We start from the raw sequence: 20,229 nt of genomic DNA, 5'->3' as shown, positions 1-20,229 counted from the left end.
TTGTGTTTACTTTTTAGCTGTGCAATATTAACTCACTATAAAACACAAGGATCGCTAAGCCTATCTAGAGGTTTGGTATAAAAACTAAAAAGGATGAATATGATTAAGCCATTTTACGCTAGCTGTTTGTTAGCCCTCTCGCTATTAACACCCAGCCTTGTAAAAGCCAACCCGACAGCCTCGCAATATTAGGAAATTCTTAACGAGAACCTTGCTGAAAACGAGCCTGGGGTATCGGTAATTATAAGTAAAAATGACAAAGTACTTTTTAAAGGAGCGCGCGGGCTTGCCAACCTTGAACATAACATTGCACTTAATGAGCAAAGCGTTTTGCGTTTAGGTTCTATTTCAAAACAATTTACTGCAGCTGCAATTATGATGCTGCAAGAGCAAGGTAAGCTAGCGGTTACCGATGATATTCATAAGTATGTTGCAAGCTTTCCAACAGAGGGCAACCTCGTCACAATCGAAAACTTATTAACCCACACCTCAGGCATCGCCAACTACACAGATGACGACGATCTCTTTGATAAAGAAATACAAGTACCCACCAGCGTTGACGATACACTAGCGCGATTTGCCAAACACCCAATGGTGTTTAAACCCGGCGAAACAATGGCTTATTCCAACACGGGTTATTCACTGCTTGGTAAAATAATTGAAGTAGCAAGTGGCCAGTCTTACAAAGACTTTATTGAACAACACATATTTAAAAAGCTAAAAATGAACCAGAGTAGTTATGAAGGGCAAGAAATTGTTGCCCATCGCGCCTCTGGGTATGAGCAAACAGAGCAAGGATTTATCAACACCAACTACATTAATATGGATTGGCCATATGCCGCAGGTGCGCTTATATCTACTCCAACTGACTTAAACATTTGGTTTAGTGCGTTATCGTCTGGCAAGCTTATTAGTAAAGCAAGTTATGAGAAGATGGTAAGCCCTTTTAAACTAAATGACGGCAGCTTTTCATCCTATGGTTACGGATTAATTATTAAGCCTTTGAATGAATACACCGTAATTAAACACACTGGCGGAATAAATGGTTTTTTAGCGCATGCACGCTATATTCCAGAACAAAAGCTATATGTTGCAGTACTGGCTAATTCAAACCACATAAACCCTATTTTTATCAACGAAAAACTCACAGCCAGAGTACTAGGTATTGCACTCCCCGAGTTTAAAAAAGCAGAGGTAACAGAGCAGCAATTAGCGCCCGTATTGGGTGATTATCGTATTGATAAAAACACCTTACGCAGCCTAATTTTTGAAAATGACGTTTTGTATTCAAAGCGCACTGGTGGCGATAAAACAAAACTTATTACGATGTCTAAAAATAGCTTTTACTATCCTAATTCAAACAATTACTTAGTAATAGAAAAAAACAGCCAAGGCCAATTGGTAATGAAGTATTTTAGTGGATTATCAACAACGCCTACTGAGGCGATTAAGATTTAATTTCGACGTTATCTTAAATAACAATGCCCGAGGATGACTCAAGTCGTAATCTCGGGCATGACTAATTTTATCGTGTTCCTGAGGTAAATTAGGACCCTATTCATGTGATATTACGAAAAACTTCACTAAATTATAAAAAAGTTTATTAAGCACATAAAAACTTACTGCTGATTTAATAACCACTCTTTTGGCGCTTGCCCTGTTTTTTTTCTAAATACACGGGCAAGTGCAGAGCCATTTTCGTACCCAACCTGATTAGCCACTAAATCCATATTTTGATTTTTTAAAATAAGCTTTTTAGCAACCGATAAACGCCAATCAGCCAAATAGTCAGCCGGTGTTTGCTCAATTACTCGCTTAAAGGTATCGGCAAATTTAGAGCGCGACATACCACATTCCTCAGCCATAGTGCTGAGCGACCAGCTTTGTTCTGTGGTTTGGTGTATTTTTATTAATACCTTAGCCAACTGAGGATGGGCAAGCCCTGCCATCATCCCGGTTTTAATGGTGCCCTCTTCTAATACCTTGCGCAAAACACTAATTAAAAATACATCGCATAAGCGATCTATAATTAAATGCTTACCGCTGGCGTCTTTAAATGCCTCATCAAAAATCCAAAAAGCGCTCTGCGCTAATAATCCATCACCCGTTAATTCGTAATTTAAGCAAAAAGGCAGCGCCTGCAATAAAGGGCTATGCCCGCCGCTTTGATAGCTAATTTGTGCACACACTAAATCAGCACCGTCACTTTTATCCGAAAATAAACAGTGCCCTGTAGAGTGAGGAAAAAATATAACCGAAGGCGTAGACAAAACAACTTCAAAGCCACTGTTACTGCGCACTTTTAACGTACCAGAACGTAATAAATGTAAATGCCCAACACCTTGGTCGTTACTAAAATCGCTAGTACCGCACATGTTCCCACTAAAAAACACATTAGCGTTAAGTGAAAAATGACTAAGCACGCTCGAAAGTACGTCCATAAACACCTCTTTGGATTATTGGTATGAAAATACAGACTAATAGACGCATATTAACCAAAGTATAACGATAAAGTACACCTAAGCTTTAAACAAACACATTAATTAAATTACTCTTTGGAGATACACATGAAATTTTCGACACTCACTAAATCAGCTTTTTTTGCAGCATCAGTACTTGCAAGTTCATTAAGCTTTGCAGCAGATATAGACGCAAATGCAGACGTTAACGACATTGCAATTAGTGGCTACGATACCGTTGCTTACTTTACCCAAAACAAAGCGGTAACAGGCAGTTCTGAATATACCGCAACGCATAAAAATGCCATTTATAAATTTACCTCAGCTAAGCACCGCGATTTATTTAGAGCTAACCCAGAAAAGTACGCACCGCAATTTGGTGGCTTTTGTGCGTTTGGTGTATCAATGGAGAAAAAGTTTGACGTAGATCCTGAAGCGTTCAAAATTGTTGAAAACAAACTTTATTTAAATCTTGATAAATCGGTTCAAAAACAATGGCTAAAAGACGTACCAGGCTTGATTACTTCAGCCAATTCAAACTGGTTTGACATAAAAGACAAAACAGCAAAAGAGCTTTAATAAAACCAATTTAAAGTTAATTTTGAGGTTGCTTCGGTTTATAACCGTTCACCCTCAAAATGCCATTTAAATTAATAAAATTTTAGGTTTAAGCTCTTAATTTAACTAATATTACTTTGATTTATTAAGCATCGCTTTTAAATCGGCAAATGGAGAATGCGTCGCAGCCTCAACTTTGCGATCTGTAGTCGACCCGCCATACATAATATGCTCGTGGTATTTATTGTGCTCATTGTCGTGGCAATAAATACACAATAACTCCCAGTTACTTCCGTCTTCAGGATTATTACTGTGGTTATGATCAACATGATGCACCGTTAACTCACGTAAATTTGAGTATTCAAACTCACGAGCACAACGCCCGCATACCCAAGGATATAATCTTAAGGCTTTTATTCTATAACCTTCCTCTTGCTTAACATAAGCCTGAGGTACATCGTTATTCTTACTCATAATATTCCAGTTAAATTTGTTATTTCTATGCTTAACAAGTAAATAGCCAATATGTTAAAGCAAATATAAAAGTAAAAAGTTCGTAAGGGATCTAACTTAAGCTACGTTTCGTATAAGTCAGGTCTAATTATAAAGTTGAGCAACATGGAAAATATATTCCAAACAAGTCGGTTTTTGGTCGTAATCGCCGTTATTACCGCTGCAATATCATCATTACTCGTTTATGTTTCATGCATTAATATTGTAGCTAATATAGTAATAACAACGCTATTTGACCTGCCTGATTCAGCTAAAGCCGGTAAAGCCCTAATAGTTGAACTACTGAAAATTCTTGATTTGCTACTAATCGGAATTACCTTACAAGTTATTGCTATTAGCTTGTACCGACTATTTATAACACCATCTAAGCCTGAGGAAAGTAAATTTCTTGCTGCTTTTAATATTAAAGACTTTCATGATTTAAAAATAACTCTGGTACAAGTAACTTCGGTTGTACTGGTAATACTATTTTTAGAGCACGCAGTTGAGTTCGGCGGCACAATAGAAACACTCTACTTAGGTATTGCCATTGCGATCGTTATTGCAGCATCTACATTTGCATGGCGCTCAATGAAAGACTAACTAAGCACTCATTACTATTAAGTAATTACATGAAGGTGTAATTACTTATCCCTAAAATTCTGCAAAAACTTAAGTGAGAGCCCCAGCACTCAATATTAAAAAAACTTAATTACTGACAAGTCACCAAAAGAAGTATCTATATGCCTACCTGTTTGCTCCCACGCACGTAGTACTACCATGAGTTTTTTGTTACTTGAAGTCCAAGAAATACCACCGCCGTATGCCGCTACTTTTTCACCGCCCGAATCTTTTAACCCCAGTCCAGGGTCTGTGTTTTGAATATGCCCTTTACCTACTTTGTATTCAGCAAATAAGTGAACATTATGCGGTAACGAAAATGATAAAAGCGAGCCAATACTCGCCCCATACGAATTAGAAATTAACTTATTGACCTGTGGTGCAGACGAATTTAAAAAATCAGCCTGAAACACAATATTATCTTTATTCTCAAGAGATACATGTTTGAAAGACCACGCGCCAACAACACTTAATGCCACGTCAAATTTGTTGCTTAGCTTTGGTCTATTAAGAAAAAAATGCTCAAACAAAGACTCTTTATTATTAAAGGTATAAAAGTTGTGTTGGCCAGAAAGCTCAAACTTAGTTGAACGTGTATTTTTCGAGAAAAGTTGCTCTGACTGATTGCCGCTTAAGTTGCTAGCCGTGCTTTGTAGCCCTTCAAGCGTTTGATAGTTAAATGTGATTTTAGAATTTTTAAATTTTCTATACGAAAGCAGTATATCTTGTGTTTTTGTTTCAACATCATCTTCAAAAATATCGGCAGAATAACCAATTTCAATGTCGTTAATATCAAAAAACACACCCACACGTTGATTGTTTATGGGCTCTAACGAAAACAGTGTTTTTTGATTACTCCCAGCCAAGTCGTCATATATTAACGCGTGGCTAGTGTTAGGGTTTGAAATAGTGGTTCGTACCGACTTTAAGTCAAAGTCGAAAGCCAATACAGCACCAGATTGAAATGCCGCTAAAACAGCAAAGCTCACAATAACCAAGTAATTGCGATTCATTAAAAACACTCAAAAATTAATTTGTATTAGAGTAGCGTTTTTTTTACCTTAAATTATCACAAAAGGTTAACAATTGATGAAAACTTTAAATAATGCGCTTTATGCCATTTTTTGGGGTGCTTTCAAGGTCAAACTCACTTACATGCTTAATTAGCTCTGGGAAGAATGCTAAAAAAGTAGCCTCTAGTTCGTCGTAGTTGCGCGCAATATCGTCAGCAGCGCCCGCAAAAGTGTTAGCAAAGCGAATGCGCTTGGCAATGTTATCCAGTGCTAACCCTATTCCCTCAACGGTTTCGTACTCTTTAAACCAATCGTTTTTAGTCATGCTTGTTACAACATGCTGCATTCGTTGTGGCATAACAGGTATACGGTTATTTAAAAGCTGATAACTGGTGTACTTAAAGTCACTTAAAGGTTGCTTGCTAAATCGCTGCCAATGCACAATTAAAAAATGATCAAACACCACATCAATAGCTACACCAGCAAAGCGCTTACGCTCGGGTGAAAAGTACTGTTTAGCGTGTTTTACTACTGGGTGAGAGTCGGTAAATTTATCGACTAAATAGTGGTTATCGAGCCCGTTTATAACCGTATTTGGTAAGTGTTCTACATGCCTTTTACCACCAAAGTCGCCCAACAAGTTCCCAAAGTGAGAATCGGCTGTAGGCTGTGCTAAATAAAGGTGAGCTAAATAATTCAAAGTGTTCTCGGGCTTAGTATTAATACAGTTAAAATAATAACTTAGTTGTAAGCGCTACTTAAAGTTAGATTTTATGCCTAATCAAAAAAATAGCATAAAAAAGGTGAAACTAAGTTTCACCTTTCATATTAATTTTGAAACTAATTAGCTAGCATTACGCTGTAGAAACGTTACTTGCGCCTGCATTGTTAAGTATTTCTTCAATAGCGTTTTTGTTGTCACTATCGTACTTAATACCAATTAATATAGAGCCTTTTTCAATGGCGTCTTCGTAGTACTTAATTTCGTGCTCTGGGATAAACGCACCAACTGCGGCACCTAAAGTACCACCTACTGCAGCGCCTGCTCCACCAGCAGCAAATGCAGCGACTAATGGACCGGCAACTAATAAGCCCGTACCACCTGTTGCTACAGTCCCTACGGCAGTAAATCCGCCAATAATTGCAGCAAGAATACCACCTGAAGCCGCGCCTATAATGCCGCCCTCGGCAGCTTTAGTACCTTCGTCTACAGCAAAATCTTCCTTTGCGTATGAGTCGTTGGCTACAATACTAATATCAGCTTCATTAATACCTAAAGCTTCTAATCTATAAATTGCGAGTGTTGCTTGTGATGCACTTTCGAATAACCCAGTAATAACGGTACTCATAATAACTCCTTTATTTATTTAAGAAAATACACTTACTACCAAGCAAAACTCAAACCAAGTAAATTGTCATTTAAAATCAACAAGATAAAACAGAACCCTGTACTGACACTCTTATTATTAGAGTAAAAATTGCTAAATTTTGTAAAAAACTCCTATCTACATAAACAAAATTCCTTGCGAAATAAAGAGAGGTTTTTATCACTCTCTTGTTTATGGTTATTACCGTGCTTACCAATAAAATTAAAAACACCAACAGAGCATTATTTTTCATGCGATTTGAAGGTTAAAACAAAGACGCTTATCCTCTTCAATTCCCCTACCCAGTTACAATTGTGTTTTATTAATTCAGTAAAGAGTCAGTCTAATTTTGTTATCACTGTGGTTCATTTTTCGGTGCGCATGAATCGTAAAATACTGTGCTAAATCTCCTTTTTATATTGCCCTGCTATCAGCAGATATAGGCCGCCCATGGATTACGAAAACAACTTTTTAAGTCAATCACAACAAGCTGCACTGCAACAAGCGATGGTCAATACCAAGCTTTTAAACAGCACTTCAATAAATACTAACAACATGCCAACACCTGAACAGCAAGCTTATGGTGTTATTGCTGTCGCGCTTTACCGCTTTAATTTACAAAAAATAAAATGGTCATTATTTTTAAAAACAGCAATAAACACAGCTAGCAACGCCTGCCAATGGTTATCCACCGAACTCACAAGATGCCAGCAAGAATACAAAGCCCAACCTAATGACGCTGTAATAATTGAGCAAAACGCTCTTTTGAATGGTATTTTTAGCGAAGAACTCGCCTATATCGGTGCCTTACTAGGAACTGAAGCACAAGCTTAATAAACCTCCTAAGCGTGAGTAAAATAACCTTTCAGTTAAACGCTCTTACTTTTGTCGTAATCTCACTCAAAGCTCTACGCTTAAATTTGTAAAACTTTGAGTGAGTTTTTTATATAACTGTGCTTATTACCCAGGCGTATATCGGTACGTAAATTGCTGTTATTAATATTCTTACTTAAAGAGTTATACATAAATAACGCTGCCGTTATTTATAAAAAGGAGAACATTATGAGTAATAAACAACTAATTACGACTATCGGTATAGGTCTCGCCGCTGCATCAGCAGGTATGTTAACAAGGAAAACTTTACAAAAATCGTGGGAAAAGGTTACCAACGAACCAGCCCCAAAAGATAGACCAAGCGAAGAAACAGATCTTAAAGAGGCAGTTACATGGGCAGTAGTCTCAGGTATTGGTGCGGGTGTTGCAAGAATGGCCGTACGTTATGTGCTAGACAAGCGCCGATCCAAATAAACCGACCCGATTGATACCTCTTATAAGTATTAAGCGTAATGCGGTGAGGCTCTAAAGGCGGCTTGCGACAACCAATCCCCAGTTGTCGCAAGCAACTTTGCTAAAGCCTTGATTAAGGTTACTTAACTATTGAGCTAAAAAACATATTAATATCCAAACCGGGGTTCTGTGGTTAAATTTAAAATGTCGGATGGCACGGCTGCGCCGCTTATCCGACCTACGTAGGTTGAAAAAGCCAAAGGCGCCTTCCAACAAGACCTCCTAGATTTTAAACAGATACACTCTATTGAACATTAACCTATTAAATATTAACTCCCTTTCAAAGTTGTTGCTTACCTACAAGCTTGCGTATAATGCCCGCATTCCGGCTGCATTTTTTAGCCGCTAACTTGGATTTTAATAATGAAAAAACTCTCTGCAGTGCAAATAAAACAGCAAGCACTTGTACTTAATACTGCTGAAAAATTAGAAGAACAAGGCCGCGCTGAGCTCCCAGGCATGCTGCAATGCTGGTTTGATGTGGAATATCACTTATTTCCAAGTACACTACTGCTGTGCTTTCAGTTTGAAAACGAACAAGCCTTAGCGGCCGCAGAGCCTGACTTATTAAAGTGGCAAAAACGCTTAAGCGGCGCAATGCTTAAAAAAGGCGTGATTTTAAAAGATATGCGTAAACATTTAGTGTTTACTTTAAAAGGGCCAGATGATTAAAGCGAGGTTTTTAAAGGGGTATAAAGCCTTTTGCTCGTATTGCCAAAGCACATAAAACTATAATGAAAAGCCGCTGCATTACTGCAACGGCTTTTTACTATTATGAGAGCTTAAAGTAGAGCCCATAAAGATCAATTTTGACTCAAGGATTTTTATTAGCCGATAATGCTAATTGCCCTGTTAAACAATACTAATGCATGGCAAAAGCAAATATCAGTCGATTCAACGTTAATTGGTTGCCCTAAGTTAGCAATAGTAGGATAGTAAATTACACATAAAACAATAGCTTTATCTTAGGAGTATTATGATCAAAGTATTATTAGCGACCAGCTTAATTACCTCTTCATTCGCTGCTTTAAGTAATCCTTTAACTGTTGAAGAACAGCGTATCAACAAAGCACAATCAGCAATGCCAAATGTTTTAAATGCATTTACCCCACAAGTATCAAGTTTTGAACAGCAATTTAAAGAATTAAACGACTTTAAAAGTGCAAAAATATTAGTACAAAGCTTTAGCTTTGATCTGTGGGAAAACGCCAAACAACGCATAATAAAAACCAATAACTACGACGACCGAGAGCTTTACTGGGCACGCCTGCTTTCAAGCAAAGTAATACGCACAACATCGCCTAAATTTTCAATTACGCAGGCTCAACTAAATACTTTACTAACCCTACTTGAGGAAGGCAGCAGAGGCCGCACCGACCTTGCTTTTTCATCAGGCAGCACTAAAAAAATATTACTTACGGGCTTTGACCCATTTTTACTTGATAAAAACATAAACCAAAGTAATCCCTCAGGTGTTGCAGCGTTATTACTCGACGGCCAAGTTATTAATTACAACGGCATAAGCGCAGAAATTAACACCTTTATGGTGCCTGTACGCTACGAAGACTTTGATCAAGGCATAATAGAATCACTACTTGCCCCCTACTACGCACTTAATAATGTAGACATGGTAGTAACCGTAAGTATGGGCAGAACAGAATTTGATTTAGAGCACTTCCCGGGTAAACGCCGCAGTGTAACTGCGCCCGATAATGCCAATATTGTGTATGGTGGAACGCAAACAAGCCCAGTAATACCAAAACTTAATGGCCGACCACTTCCAGGCAACGAGTTTGTAAAATTTAGCTTGCCTGTAAGTTACATGCAACAAGCTAAAGGCCCTTATAAAGTTATCGACAATCATGAAGTCACCACGCTTGAAAAAACCTATAAAGCCGGTTCGTACGGCGAGCTTAAAAATAGTATTGCGGTAAATGGCGGCGGCGGCGGTTACCTGTCTAACGAAATATCATACCGAAGTATTCGCCTGCGCGATGCGCTTAATTCAAGTATACCTACAGGGCACATTCATACCCCACGTATACAACAATTCGAACCTGAAACAGAAGCTAAAATAGTAAAACAAATAAAGGCAATGTTAGAGCAAAGCTTAGTAGCGCTATAGTTTATAACTACCAATTTAAGCGCATAATAAAGGGCAATAACATTGCCCTTTATTTAGACGGGATTACTAGGGGCAGGTTTTGCATTTTTTTATCACAAAAGGCAAAAAGAAAGACCTGACCCTGCTGATTGTATTATTCAAGCCATGGTGCATATTCACACCAATCGACGTCATTACTAGGTGCATAGTCATATTTAAATTGAGTTTAAATAATAAGAACACTTGGTTTTTGAATAAAAATCTCAAGAAAACACAACTGCCTGCTTGACCGGAACTTTCTAATGGGTGACCCCTTTGGTTTTCTTTGACGTAATGCTGGAATATTCATATTACTCAAGCTGTAAATCACTTTTATTAGGTACTTTTTTCGCCCAAGTATTGTGAGTGTCTAATTTTACTTTACTAATATTCTCAACGAGTAGTTGAGAAGCTTCTAGTTGATCTTTGCCTTTATAAGAACCACTTAAGAAATCATACTGAGTAATTTGATCCTCAATTAGCCTTTCTGCCCCCCTATATAACGCCCATAAGTCTTGCGGCTTTCTAAGTTGAAGCCATGCTGTTGAAAATGCAGCAAATGCAGATAATACTGATGGTGTTACTTTTGAGAGCCAAAAGCCATCAGTCAAGGTTACAAATAATGGAGCTGTAAGAGTGCTAACCATAATCAAACGAAAACACCAAAGTGATTCAAATTTATTATGAGCAGCCTTATCTTTAAAATGGTTGAGCTGTTCTATTCCGTATTTTCTCGACTTATTTACATCTATATTCATTAACTTTCCGTTAGGCTAAACCTTTGCAACTGTTTTTAAAGGTGTTTAAAATTCTTAAAGCTATTCGTATATATTTGCGAATTTAGCGATTAATAAAACTTAACTATAGTATTTGGTTATATATTCACAAATAAGTCTCGCAGACATTATTGAACCTATTTCTTGAAAGGTGTCATCTTTTTCTTTATTACCAAGATCTGTGACGGTCTTTACAGCTAAAAAACTGGGTTTACAAGTTGCCTGTAAAGCAGCCTCATGGAAAGCTTGAATTTCCATCTCTAAACCTAACACCTTTCGATATTGCTCTTTAATTTCTACCATGGCATTCTCATCTGCTATAACAGTCGAACCTGATGCAATTGCACCATGCAATATTTCACTGTTTTCAACAATCTTATTAGTTATGAAACCATCTTTTATTATCGAGATAACTGCTTTATCTTCTGTAAATTGTTCAATACGAGTTCTCATTTCGTCAGGTTGCCATGATTGATGGGGCTGTTGAATAAACTTACCATCCTCATACTTACCTTCTTGATAATTCCATGCAACAGTACATGCAATTACGTCTAGCATATTAACCGAACCATTCTTACCTGCACAAATCCCACTCATTCCAACAAAGCCAGGTTCAAAAATCTCTATCGAGCGGCTAGTAGTAATTGCCATACTCACAAGTCCCATGTTACTTGGCTTAATACAAAGTCCTTTTTTGCCATTAATTGTAATTTCTAGGCAGTTTAATCCCTTAATTTCAAAGGTTTTTCCTAGAACAGCACTAGTATGATTAAAAGCATTTCTTTCTTTAGTTAGCGCACAAAAAATTAGGAAGTTAAACCTTATCTTTTGTGCCACCCTATCCAACTTTTCTCTGAGTGCTCCTCTCCATGGTCTTCGTTCATCTGAATAACTGACGAATGTTATTCCATTTTCGTTGAAAAGTGTTTTATCTTCAGAATTTGGTAATGCTGTTAGTACAATCGCTTCCGTTAATCTATTCAAGCTGTCGTTCTTTGAAAATATTATCTCTTGTGAAAAGTTTTCATCCTCACTCTCAGAGAATTTACCAGGCATAAAAACATCAAACACTATCAAATCAAATTTATCGCTATAGATTTTCCCGTATGCTGATTGCATACCATCTGCATGCTGAATGTCTAATTCATTACATAAATCTTGTTCGCTATGCCACTCACTTATACAATTTTTCAAATCTAAGAATTTTTCTTTTTTATCTTCAATTATTAATATATTCATTATTGCTGCAAAAACCTTTTTGTTGAGTTTTTCCAATGACTACTGTCGTCATCAAACTCATCGACAATTAAACTTTTAAAATTGAACTTATCTGTAATTACTTTTGCAACATCTGATATTGGATAGTAGTCGTTATTAATCTGGATTTGAGGATATTGGGTAAGGATTATAATAGGGATATTGACTTTACCTAAATAGGATAACTCCCTAATTACTTCCATACCACCAGAAGTTAAACCCAAAGGAGTTCCTTCCCCAAGTTCAGCGACATGACTTGGCAGTGACATATCTAAAATGATTTTATCGGGAGAGTAGCTATTCAGAAACTCTACTGTATCAGCAACAGCCTGTTTTAAAATTATTGCTTCTTCGGGTACACCATTTTTTATAATAAAATTTTTAATTTCAGCAAATTTAAAACTGTCATCTTCAACAATCAAGATATTCATATTAGTAATCAAGCTCTATAGTGAAAATTGCATTTATTAAAGGATTGCTAGATTTATCATTAAAACTAAAATCTAATTTTTGAATCAATTTGTCGTCTTCCATATTTTTCAGCTTTTTGATACCACTATCTCCCTCAATTACATGAGCATCAACAATGTTACTGCTCGATAAACTATCCCTGATTCTTTCTTTAGACTTTAGATATGAACTGTAGCTATTAGATTCTGATGAGATGCTTATATGAAGGGACTTTTTACTACCTTCCGCAAAAGGCTTTTCTATCGTGTATCTTAAATTTATAACACCATCTTGTTTGCCATGCTCTGCTATATTTTTAATAATTATAGTGAGTGCATCATAAATTACAAAATAGTGCCCACCTGTCAACATTTGGAGAGTATTTTCATCTTCAACCACAGGCTCGAAGCTTGAGTTTTGTTTCTTTATTTCATCAATTACAACTTTAAACAATAATGAGATATCTGCACTCTGCGTAGCATAAGATGGTTTATTAAACCAAGAACAAACGATGGCAAATTTTTCTGAGGTTAATGCATTTACAGCTTCTGAAAACTTTTGTATTAAACGTTTGTGATTAACTCGCTGTTGTTCTTTTATATTAAAAACTGAAACATTTGACTTTACCTTTAAAATATGCTGCCTTGCTCTGGCAAGGTCTCCATCAATTAACCGCCAACAATATTCAGTAATCAATACTGGTGCTTGTATTACATTGTCGATTTCCAAGTACGATTTATATAGATTACTAACCAAAGCATTTGCAATAGTAGATTTTTCGTCATTATCAATATGGGGAGATAGTAGGCCTTTTTTCTTTTTGTCACTTCTGATATGAAAATATTCACCAATTAATTCATCAAAACTAGCCATATAAGTAGATAGCCATTTATTCCACTCTTCGCAGAAGTAATTCTCAAGAAACAAAGGGGCAAACTCAGGATTCTGAGATAAAGCTTTTACCTCTCCTACACCAGTTCCCTTTGCTGTCCCATGCCGTATCCTTCGGCCCAAATATGAACTAATCCCGTAAATTTTATTATTTACGAATTCATTGTAAGAGTTGGCAATTACAATTCCGACAAAGTTTTCCGGGTTTAAGCTTGTTCTCAAGTTATACCAATCAAGTTGTAATTTCGGATTCGCCAATTTATCAATATTATCAAATTGCAAAGCTAGTTGGTTATTTACATTATCAGTTATCCACTGCATTACTCTTGCTGGCTCTGCATATATTCTTGAGTCATCTATATGTTGTCGATGTTTGTTGATCTGAATATCAATTCTTGTGTTTTTAGCTCTGTCGTTATACTTTTTCTCACCACTAATATCACCATACCAATCGAATAGTTCGGCTCTTATAGATAATGCTTGGTTTGGCTTAACATTAATGTTAAATAGTCTACTAATGAACACTTCGTCAAATGACATCAGAAAGTAATCAGTTATAGCGGGTGAAACCTGATAAAAGGATTTTAGGGCTTCTAGAATTTTACCTTCATATTTTTGATTACAAAGATTCTGAAATACCTTTCTTAATTCAAAATCTGCATCATCATCATCGCCTAAAGATGAAGCCGTTAACAGACATAATGCAATCAGTTTGACTTCTAAATTTGGACAACTATCTTTAATTGTTTCTATATATTCAGGTAAACATAAATATGCAATATCTCGTGTTCTTGACATGACTTTTATAAATATAGTTTCGTCATCACTACAAGTTATTAAATTGCCATCATGCTTATTTAATAGATAATCAAAAGCTGACGTATTTTCAAACAGTGTAGAAACTCGCTTATCAAATTTCGATAAACTTATTGAAAATCTCTCTGTATCGGTCGTCCTTAAATCGGATATTTTATTTACATCACAAAAATATTCACTGATCACTCGAAATTCATATGGGGTTTTTACTCTAATGGTGCTACTTGGTAGGTTGAAATAAGGGGCATGAATTGATTTATACTTTAAACAATCATCTAACTCTATTAATAAAAAAGCCTCCCTATAAAAACTAAGGTCCATACCGTCATCTGATTCTCCATCATAATATGAAAGATTTACATCAAGTTTAGCTATTTCATCGAGATGGCACTGGAGTTTTGCAGGTAACCAAAAATCTAATACAGGAAACTCCATTCTTTTTATTAAATTCAAATAAAGCACTGCATCCAGCAGAGAATAAGACAGGTGCGCATTAAGATTTTTAACGAAATCTTCTTCGTCGATAGGAGCATGACTTATAAAACTGAGTAAAATCCTTTTATTATTATCATCTATTTCAGCATCCTTTACCTTTGAACAAATACTAAAGTAATCGGCCCTATCGTTAATAATTTGGCGAACACCGTCATTTATTTCTCTAAGGTTGCCCACTTGAATTTTAGCTAAAATTTCATCAATTACATTAGTAAAGGTGTTAACCCCTGGGATATATTCTAGTCTATTGTTTAAAAACATAATAAGACGATAGAAAACTAATGAAACCCCATTTTCTTCGATAAGAGATACAAAGCAATTCAGAGCCTCTGAAAATTCCTTATTCAGAATATGATTGTATAGCCTGAATATAATAAGAAGACATTTTTCGAGCTTTCTTTCATTATATTCAATAATTTGTAGAATATCTTGAACATTAAAGTTAACTAGGTTGACTAGTTTTCGGGGCACTTTCTGATTAAAATGTCTTGTTAAAACATTTTGGCTATAGACTTGGCTAGTTCGAAGCAATATTAATGCTTGTTTAGCATTATAATCACCGGTTTTGTTCTGTATTTTTCTTAATGCATTTTCAATATCAAAACGACAATCTAACGAACTAGAAACTCCTCTTAAAATATTCTTAGCTAATTGATTTGTTAATTTATTATGTTTGTGCATAATTTAGGTTAATTCCTTTTAACTTCCCCCTAATTATAATAATTAAAGGATTGATACGATTTTTATAAAACTTAATTTAGATTTTCTTATGAGCTAGCAATTCATATTTTTTTGAAGCTTTATAATACATTAAGAAATAGAAACGAGAGCAATTAATTATTTATCTAGTTATATAAAAGTAAGAGAATAGAATAAATCCTTTTGTGAGAATTAAAGTTAGCTTTCATTGCAATCCTTATCCACAGTATATTAATGCCATAAACCATTAAAATATCAAGTAAAACTTGTGAGGTAACTATTTTAGCTAATGTAATACGTAAGCAATTTAGTTAGCCGCTCATTTACACTCTTAGAGTTCAGATAGAGTATGCGTGGTAGCCCTTTACCTGCTCATGGTAGATTATTCAAAGTTTATCCATAAAAGTTAAGTTAAAAGCCAAAGGAGTCAAATCTCGACTTCATACATTAAAGTGTTAACTGATAAACTTTTCATTTTGCTAAGACTAAGCATCAATCTCAAGTTTAACCTTCTCCCCCGTCATCACACCATGAAAATAAGTAATTGATGAGTAATTCATTTCATGGCGTTTACGTTCACATCAATTAATTATTTGAAGGATTAAGCGTGATGCTCGGGTGCGCTGAGAGTGTCCAGAGAGGGACCAGCGGCAGCCCCTCTTTGGCTGCCGTCGCCAGCGCGACAAAACCTTGAATAAGGTTTTTTAATGTAGGTCGCGGATTTATCCCGACAATATATGTAAGTTAGCAAGTTTGAAAACAACATATTTACACGCAATAACACAGAATTTCAAATAAGCTCTGCAAGTTAAATTCACTATTTCGCCCTAAAGGACGACCTACAATTTAAATCAACCTCGTTGGGTTTCATTGCACTCTACCCAGCCTATGCAACTTGTGTTGTAAGGCGAAAGTTAAGTGCTTTCATCACTTTAAAAATAGTTTCCCAACGTGGCTTGGTTTTACCGTTAACTGCTTTATATAAGCTTTCACGGTTTAATCCCGTTGCTTTAGCAATATCACTCACGCCATGTTTTTTAACTAATAAGCCAAGTGCTTCAATAAAGGTATTTGGATCGTCATCAGCTAAACACTCTTCTAAAAATGTATTAATTTCTTGCTGTGTTTCCATATAGTCAAACGGGTTAAAATCTGATGTTTGTAGCGCCATAATAATTACTCCAATTTATTCAACCTGCTGAACAAATGTAGCCTAAAGGCTACGAGTGCACAATATTATTTATAACTTTTGGGCTGCCGCGCGCGCGTCAGCAAGCTGCACGTCTACAACGCTTAAACACACACAAAAAAAGCCGTTGCATTGCTGCAACGGCTTTTTAAATTTTGATAAATTCCCAAACTATAATGGGACTTACTTACCATGGAATTTTTTCAAAAATTAATCACGATAAGTCTCAACCGGTGGGCAAGCACACACTAAGTTACGGTCGCCGTATACGTCATCAATACGTGTAACAGTTGGCCAAAACTTGTTTTTAGCCACTGCTGGCACTGGGAATGCTGCGTAAAAACGGTCGTACGCGCGGTCCCATTCGTTACCTAATACGTCGCCTTGTGTATGCGGTGCAAACACTAGCGGGTTGTTTTCGATTGACCATTCGCCAGAGATTACTTTTTCGATTTCGCCTTTAATCGACACCATTGCTTCGATAAAGCGGTCAATCTCGCCTTTTGACTCAGACTCAGTTGGCTCAATCATTAATGTACCAGCTACTGGGAACGACATAGTTGGTGAATGGAAGCCGTAATCTTGCAAGCGCTTAGCTACGTCCATTTCAGTAATGCCTGATTGCTCTTTAAGCGGGCGTAGGTCAACAATACATTCGTGAGCAACACGGTTGTTACGTCCACGGTATAAAATTGGGAAGTGCTTGCTTAGCTCATGCGTTAAGTAGTTAGCATTAACGATTGCCATTTCAGTGGCTTGTTTTAAGCCCTCTGAACCCATCATGGTGATGTAAGCCCATGAAATAGGTAAAATAGCGGCTGAGCCGTAAGGCGCTGCCGATACCGCACCATTACCAATGTTAGTACCTGGTACGTTAATTACGCTGTGGTTTGGCATAAATGGCGCAAGGTGCGATTTAACACCAATTGGGCCAACACCTGGACCACCGCCACCATGTGGAATACAAAACGTTTTATGCAAGTTTAAGTGCGATACGTCTGAGCCAATAAAGCCAGGGCTTGTTACGCCAACTTGCGCGTTCATATTTGCGCCGTCCATGTAAACTTGGCCGCCGTGCTCATGAATAATGTCACAAATTTCGCGAATTGTTTCTTCGTATACGCCGTGCGTAGACGGGTATGTGATCATGATGCACGATAGGTTTTCAGCAACTTCTTCAGCTTTCGCTTTAAGGTCGTCCATGTCTACGTTGCCGTTTTTGTCGCAGTTAACTACCACAATTTTCATGCTCGCCATTTGCGCTGATGCAGGGTTAGTACCGTGCGCAGAGCTTGGGATTAAACATACATTACGGTGTGCGTCGCCGCGTGACTCGTGGTATTTACGAATCGCGATTAAGCCTGCGTATTCACCTTGTGCGCCAGAGTTTGGCTGAAGTGATACTGCATCGTAACCGGTAATGTTTACTAGCCAGTCGTGTAGCTCGCCAATCATTATTTGGTAACCTTCTGCTTGATCTAGCGGGCAGAATGGGTGAAGGTTTGCAAACTCAGGCCACGTAATTGGGATCATCTCGGCAGTCGCATTTAGCTTCATGGTACATGAGCCTAACGAGATCATTGAGTGATTAAGCGATAAGTCTTTGCTTTCTAGTCGCTTAATGTAGCGAAGCATGTCAGTTTCGCTGTGGTAACTGTTAAAGTTTGGATGCGTTAGTACTTCGTCATCACGTACTAAACTTGCAGGGATTGACTCGCTGCCATTTACTTCAACGTCGGCTGCAATAGCGTCAACACTTAGGCCATGGCCTTCGCCTAAAATAATATCGAATAACTCAGCTACATCCGCGCGTGTTGTTGTCTCTGATACCGAAATTGAGTACTCGCCTTCGTGGTTTGTTGCAAAGTTTACGCCTTTTGCAATTGCACGTGCTGTTACGTCGTCTTTGCTGTCGCTTACTACTGTTAGCGTATCAAACCACGTGCTGTGCTTAAGTGCGATGCCTTTAGCTTTAAGACCACTTGCTAAAATATCAGCAAAGCGATGTATACGCTGCGCGATAGTTTTTAAGCCTTGTGGGCCGTGGTATACCGCGTAAAACGCTGCCATGTTGGCAAGTAATACTTGCGCTGTACAAATGTTTGAGTTGGCTTTGTCGCGGCGAATGTGTTGTTCGCGCGTTTGCATTGCCATACGTAGTGCGTCGTTACCTAAACGGTCTTTAGATACACCAATAATACGACCTGGTAATGAACGTTTGTATGCGTCACGTGTTGCAAAAAATGCAGCGTGTGGACCGCCGTAACCCATAGGTACGCCAAAACGTTGAGCCGAACCAAGTACTACGTCTGCGCCTAGTTTACCCGGTGCTTTTAATAGTAATAAACTCATTATGTCGGCAGCAACACAGGCAATGGCCTTCTTGCTTTGTACGCCAGCAATTAGGTCTGTTATGTCTACCACTTCGCCTGATGTAGTTGGGTATTGGAACAATGCGCCAAAAATATCAAAGTTAACGGCATCTTCTGCTTTACCTACAATTATTTCAAAACCAAACTGCTCGGCACGCGTTGTTACTACGTCGATTGTTTGTGTGTGTACGTCGTCGGCAATAAAAAAGGCATTGGCTTTTTTTGCTTTTGATACGCGTTTTGCAAGGCCCATAGCCTCTGCAGCCGCTGTTGATTCGTCAAGCAGTGATGCGCTTGCTAAATCAAGACCAGTTAAATCTAGGGTCATAGTCTGGAAGTTTAATAATGATTCTAAACGCCCTTGTGCAATCTCTGGCTGATACGGTGTGTACGCTGTATACCAACCTGGATTTTCTAGTACGTTACGTAAAATTACGTGCGGTACGTTAGTTGGGTGGTAGCCTTGGCCAATGTACGATTTGAAAACTTTATTTTTGCTTGCTACTGATTTTAGGTAGCTTAGTGTTTCAACTTCAGTACGGCTTTGTCCAACTGTTAATGGCTGCTCTAAGCGAATGCTTGCAGGTACAGTTTGGTCAATGAGCTCTTGCACACTCGATACTTCTAAAGCACTTAGCATATCGCTTACTTGTGCTGGGCTTGGCCCAATATGGCGGCGAATAAAATCTTGCTTTTGCTCTAGTTCTTCAAGAGATTTGGCGTTTGACATGAATCCAGATTCCTATGATCCTAAATGCTAATGGGTAACTAGCATTAATTAAAATATTTGACGATTTAACAGTTCACTCAGTATGGGGTTGTGCGCTGTAAAATCATAAAAGCCCCATTTTTATACATTAAACGGGGCTTTTAGTTATCTACAAAAAATTATTATTCTTCGTCGATAGTGTGCGAGTAACCTTCAGCGTCTAATAAGTTGTCTAGCTCAGACTCGTCAGATGCTTTAATACGGAATAACCAACCGTCGCCGTAAGAGTCACTATTTACCGTTTCTGGTGAATCTTCAAGCTCTTCGTTAATAGCAACAATTTCGCCACTGATAGGTGCGTAAATGTCTGATGCTGCTTTAACTGACTCTGCTACTGCACAGTCTTCGCCAGCGTCTACTTCGTCGCCAACTTCTGGTAATTCAACAAATACCATGTCGCCAAGAAGTTCTTGTGCATGCTCAGAAATACCAACAGTAAATGTACCGTCGCCTTCACTGCGAACCCACTCGTGTGAAGGTGCGTATTTTAACTCGCTAGGAATATTGCTCATTTT

Annotated in this window: 19 protein-coding genes; 7 read left to right on the top strand and 12 right to left on the bottom strand. The window is 37.6% G+C overall.

Annotated elements, in window-relative coordinates:
* Nucleotides 1–195 precede the first annotated feature (195 nt).
* Nucleotides 196–1,458, top strand: a complete 1,263-nt coding sequence (locus I6F50_RS04870; RefSeq protein ID WP_331458711.1) for a serine hydrolase domain-containing protein — start codon at nt 196–198, stop codon at nt 1,456–1,458.
* Between the two features lie 161 nt (nt 1,459–1,619).
* Here the strand turns inward: I6F50_RS04870 and I6F50_RS04865 are convergent, their stop codons facing one another.
* Nucleotides 1,620–2,441: an AraC family transcriptional regulator gene (locus I6F50_RS04865; protein WP_197175427.1), complete on the bottom strand. Its 822-nt coding sequence runs from the start codon at nt 2,439–2,441 to the stop codon at nt 1,620–1,622.
* A gap of 126 nt (nt 2,442–2,567) precedes the next feature.
* Between I6F50_RS04865 and I6F50_RS04860 the strand changes: the two genes are divergently transcribed.
* On the top strand, nt 2,568–3,038 hold the full coding sequence (locus tag I6F50_RS04860) for a YHS domain-containing (seleno)protein (RefSeq protein WP_197175426.1): 471 nt from the start codon (nt 2,568–2,570) through the stop codon (nt 3,036–3,038).
* Between the two features lie 111 nt (nt 3,039–3,149).
* Here I6F50_RS04860 and I6F50_RS04855 read toward each other — a convergent pair whose 3' ends face one another.
* Nucleotides 3,150–3,491: a YajD family HNH nuclease gene (locus tag I6F50_RS04855; protein WP_007581433.1), complete on the bottom strand. Its 342-nt coding sequence runs from the start codon at nt 3,489–3,491 to the stop codon at nt 3,150–3,152.
* A gap of 144 nt (nt 3,492–3,635) precedes the next feature.
* On the opposite strand from I6F50_RS04855, the gene I6F50_RS04850 reads away from it, so the two are divergent.
* Nucleotides 3,636–4,112: a YqhA family protein gene (locus tag I6F50_RS04850; RefSeq protein WP_007581432.1), complete on the top strand. Its 477-nt coding sequence runs from the start codon at nt 3,636–3,638 to the stop codon at nt 4,110–4,112.
* A gap of 95 nt (nt 4,113–4,207) precedes the next feature.
* On the opposite strand, the gene I6F50_RS04845 is transcribed toward I6F50_RS04850, so the two are convergent.
* From I6F50_RS04845 to I6F50_RS04835, 3 genes are all read right to left on the bottom strand, one after another.
* Nucleotides 4,208–5,143: a hypothetical protein gene (locus I6F50_RS04845; RefSeq protein ID WP_197175425.1), complete on the bottom strand. Its 936-nt coding sequence runs from the start codon at nt 5,141–5,143 to the stop codon at nt 4,208–4,210.
* Between the two features lie 85 nt (nt 5,144–5,228).
* Nucleotides 5,229–5,843 (bottom strand): ACP phosphodiesterase, encoded by a 615-nt coding sequence (locus tag I6F50_RS04840; RefSeq protein ID WP_197175424.1) that lies wholly within the window; start codon nt 5,841–5,843, stop codon nt 5,229–5,231.
* Nucleotides 5,844–5,997: 154 nt separating this feature from the next.
* Nucleotides 5,998–6,492 (bottom strand): hypothetical protein, encoded by a 495-nt coding sequence (locus I6F50_RS04835; RefSeq protein WP_007378461.1) that lies wholly within the window; start codon nt 6,490–6,492, stop codon nt 5,998–6,000.
* A 468-nt stretch (nt 6,493–6,960) separates the two neighbouring features.
* Here I6F50_RS04835 and I6F50_RS04830 point away from each other — a divergent pair, with 468 nt between their 5' ends.
* The 4 genes from I6F50_RS04830 to I6F50_RS04815 all read left to right on the top strand — a co-directional run bounded on the left by I6F50_RS04830 (nt 6,961) and on the right by I6F50_RS04815 (nt 9,982).
* On the top strand, nt 6,961–7,344 hold the full coding sequence (locus tag I6F50_RS04830) for a hypothetical protein (RefSeq protein ID WP_197175422.1): 384 nt from the start codon (nt 6,961–6,963) through the stop codon (nt 7,342–7,344).
* A gap of 228 nt (nt 7,345–7,572) precedes the next feature.
* Nucleotides 7,573–7,818 carry a DUF4235 domain-containing protein gene (locus I6F50_RS04825; RefSeq protein ID WP_002958040.1) on the top strand — a complete coding sequence of 82 codons (246 nt, stop codon included), beginning with the start codon at nt 7,573–7,575 and terminating at the stop codon, nt 7,816–7,818.
* A gap of 402 nt (nt 7,819–8,220) precedes the next feature.
* On the top strand, nt 8,221–8,529 hold the full coding sequence (locus tag I6F50_RS04820) for a hypothetical protein (protein ID WP_007579961.1): 309 nt from the start codon (nt 8,221–8,223) through the stop codon (nt 8,527–8,529).
* A 304-nt stretch (nt 8,530–8,833) separates the two neighbouring features.
* Nucleotides 8,834–9,982, top strand: coding sequence for a hypothetical protein (locus I6F50_RS04815; RefSeq protein WP_197175420.1), 1,149 nt, complete (start codon nt 8,834–8,836; stop codon nt 9,980–9,982).
* Between the two features lie 329 nt (nt 9,983–10,311).
* Here the strand turns inward: I6F50_RS04815 and I6F50_RS04810 are convergent, their stop codons facing one another.
* From I6F50_RS04810 to gcvH, 7 genes are all read right to left on the bottom strand, one after another.
* Nucleotides 10,312–10,758 (bottom strand): DUF4231 domain-containing protein, encoded by a 447-nt coding sequence (locus I6F50_RS04810; RefSeq protein ID WP_197175417.1) that lies wholly within the window; start codon nt 10,756–10,758, stop codon nt 10,312–10,314.
* A 99-nt stretch (nt 10,759–10,857) separates the two neighbouring features.
* Nucleotides 10,858–12,051 carry a hypothetical protein gene (locus tag I6F50_RS04805; protein WP_197175415.1) on the bottom strand — a complete coding sequence of 398 codons (1,194 nt, stop codon included), beginning with the start codon at nt 12,049–12,051 and terminating at the stop codon, nt 10,858–10,860.
* Nucleotides 12,015–12,464, bottom strand: a complete 450-nt coding sequence (locus I6F50_RS04800; protein WP_231612974.1) for a hypothetical protein — start codon at nt 12,462–12,464, stop codon at nt 12,015–12,017. Before I6F50_RS04800 ends, I6F50_RS04805 begins: the two co-directional genes overlap by 37 nt.
* A gap of 1 nt (nt 12,465) precedes the next feature.
* Nucleotides 12,466–15,366: a hypothetical protein gene (locus tag I6F50_RS04795; protein ID WP_197175411.1), complete on the bottom strand. Its 2,901-nt coding sequence runs from the start codon at nt 15,364–15,366 to the stop codon at nt 12,466–12,468.
* A gap of 904 nt (nt 15,367–16,270) precedes the next feature.
* Nucleotides 16,271–16,555, bottom strand: a complete 285-nt coding sequence (locus I6F50_RS04790) for an addiction module antidote protein (protein ID WP_007579952.1) — start codon at nt 16,553–16,555, stop codon at nt 16,271–16,273.
* Nucleotides 16,556–16,783: 228 nt separating this feature from the next.
* Nucleotides 16,784–19,675 (bottom strand): aminomethyl-transferring glycine dehydrogenase, encoded by a 2,892-nt coding sequence (gene gcvP / locus I6F50_RS04785; RefSeq protein WP_197175409.1) that lies wholly within the window; start codon nt 19,673–19,675, stop codon nt 16,784–16,786.
* Nucleotides 19,676–19,836: 161 nt separating this feature from the next.
* On the bottom strand, nt 19,837–20,226 hold the full coding sequence (gene gcvH, locus I6F50_RS04780) for a glycine cleavage system protein GcvH (protein WP_024592874.1): 390 nt from the start codon (nt 20,224–20,226) through the stop codon (nt 19,837–19,839).
* Nucleotides 20,227–20,229 lie beyond the last annotated feature (3 nt).

The organism is Pseudoalteromonas sp. NZS127_1 (assembly GCF_015864295.1).
GTDB lineage: Bacteria > Pseudomonadota > Gammaproteobacteria > Enterobacterales > Alteromonadaceae > Pseudoalteromonas > Pseudoalteromonas arctica.
The sequence above is the reverse complement of the archived record's forward strand: the minus strand, read 5'-3'. Positions and strand labels throughout refer to the sequence as shown.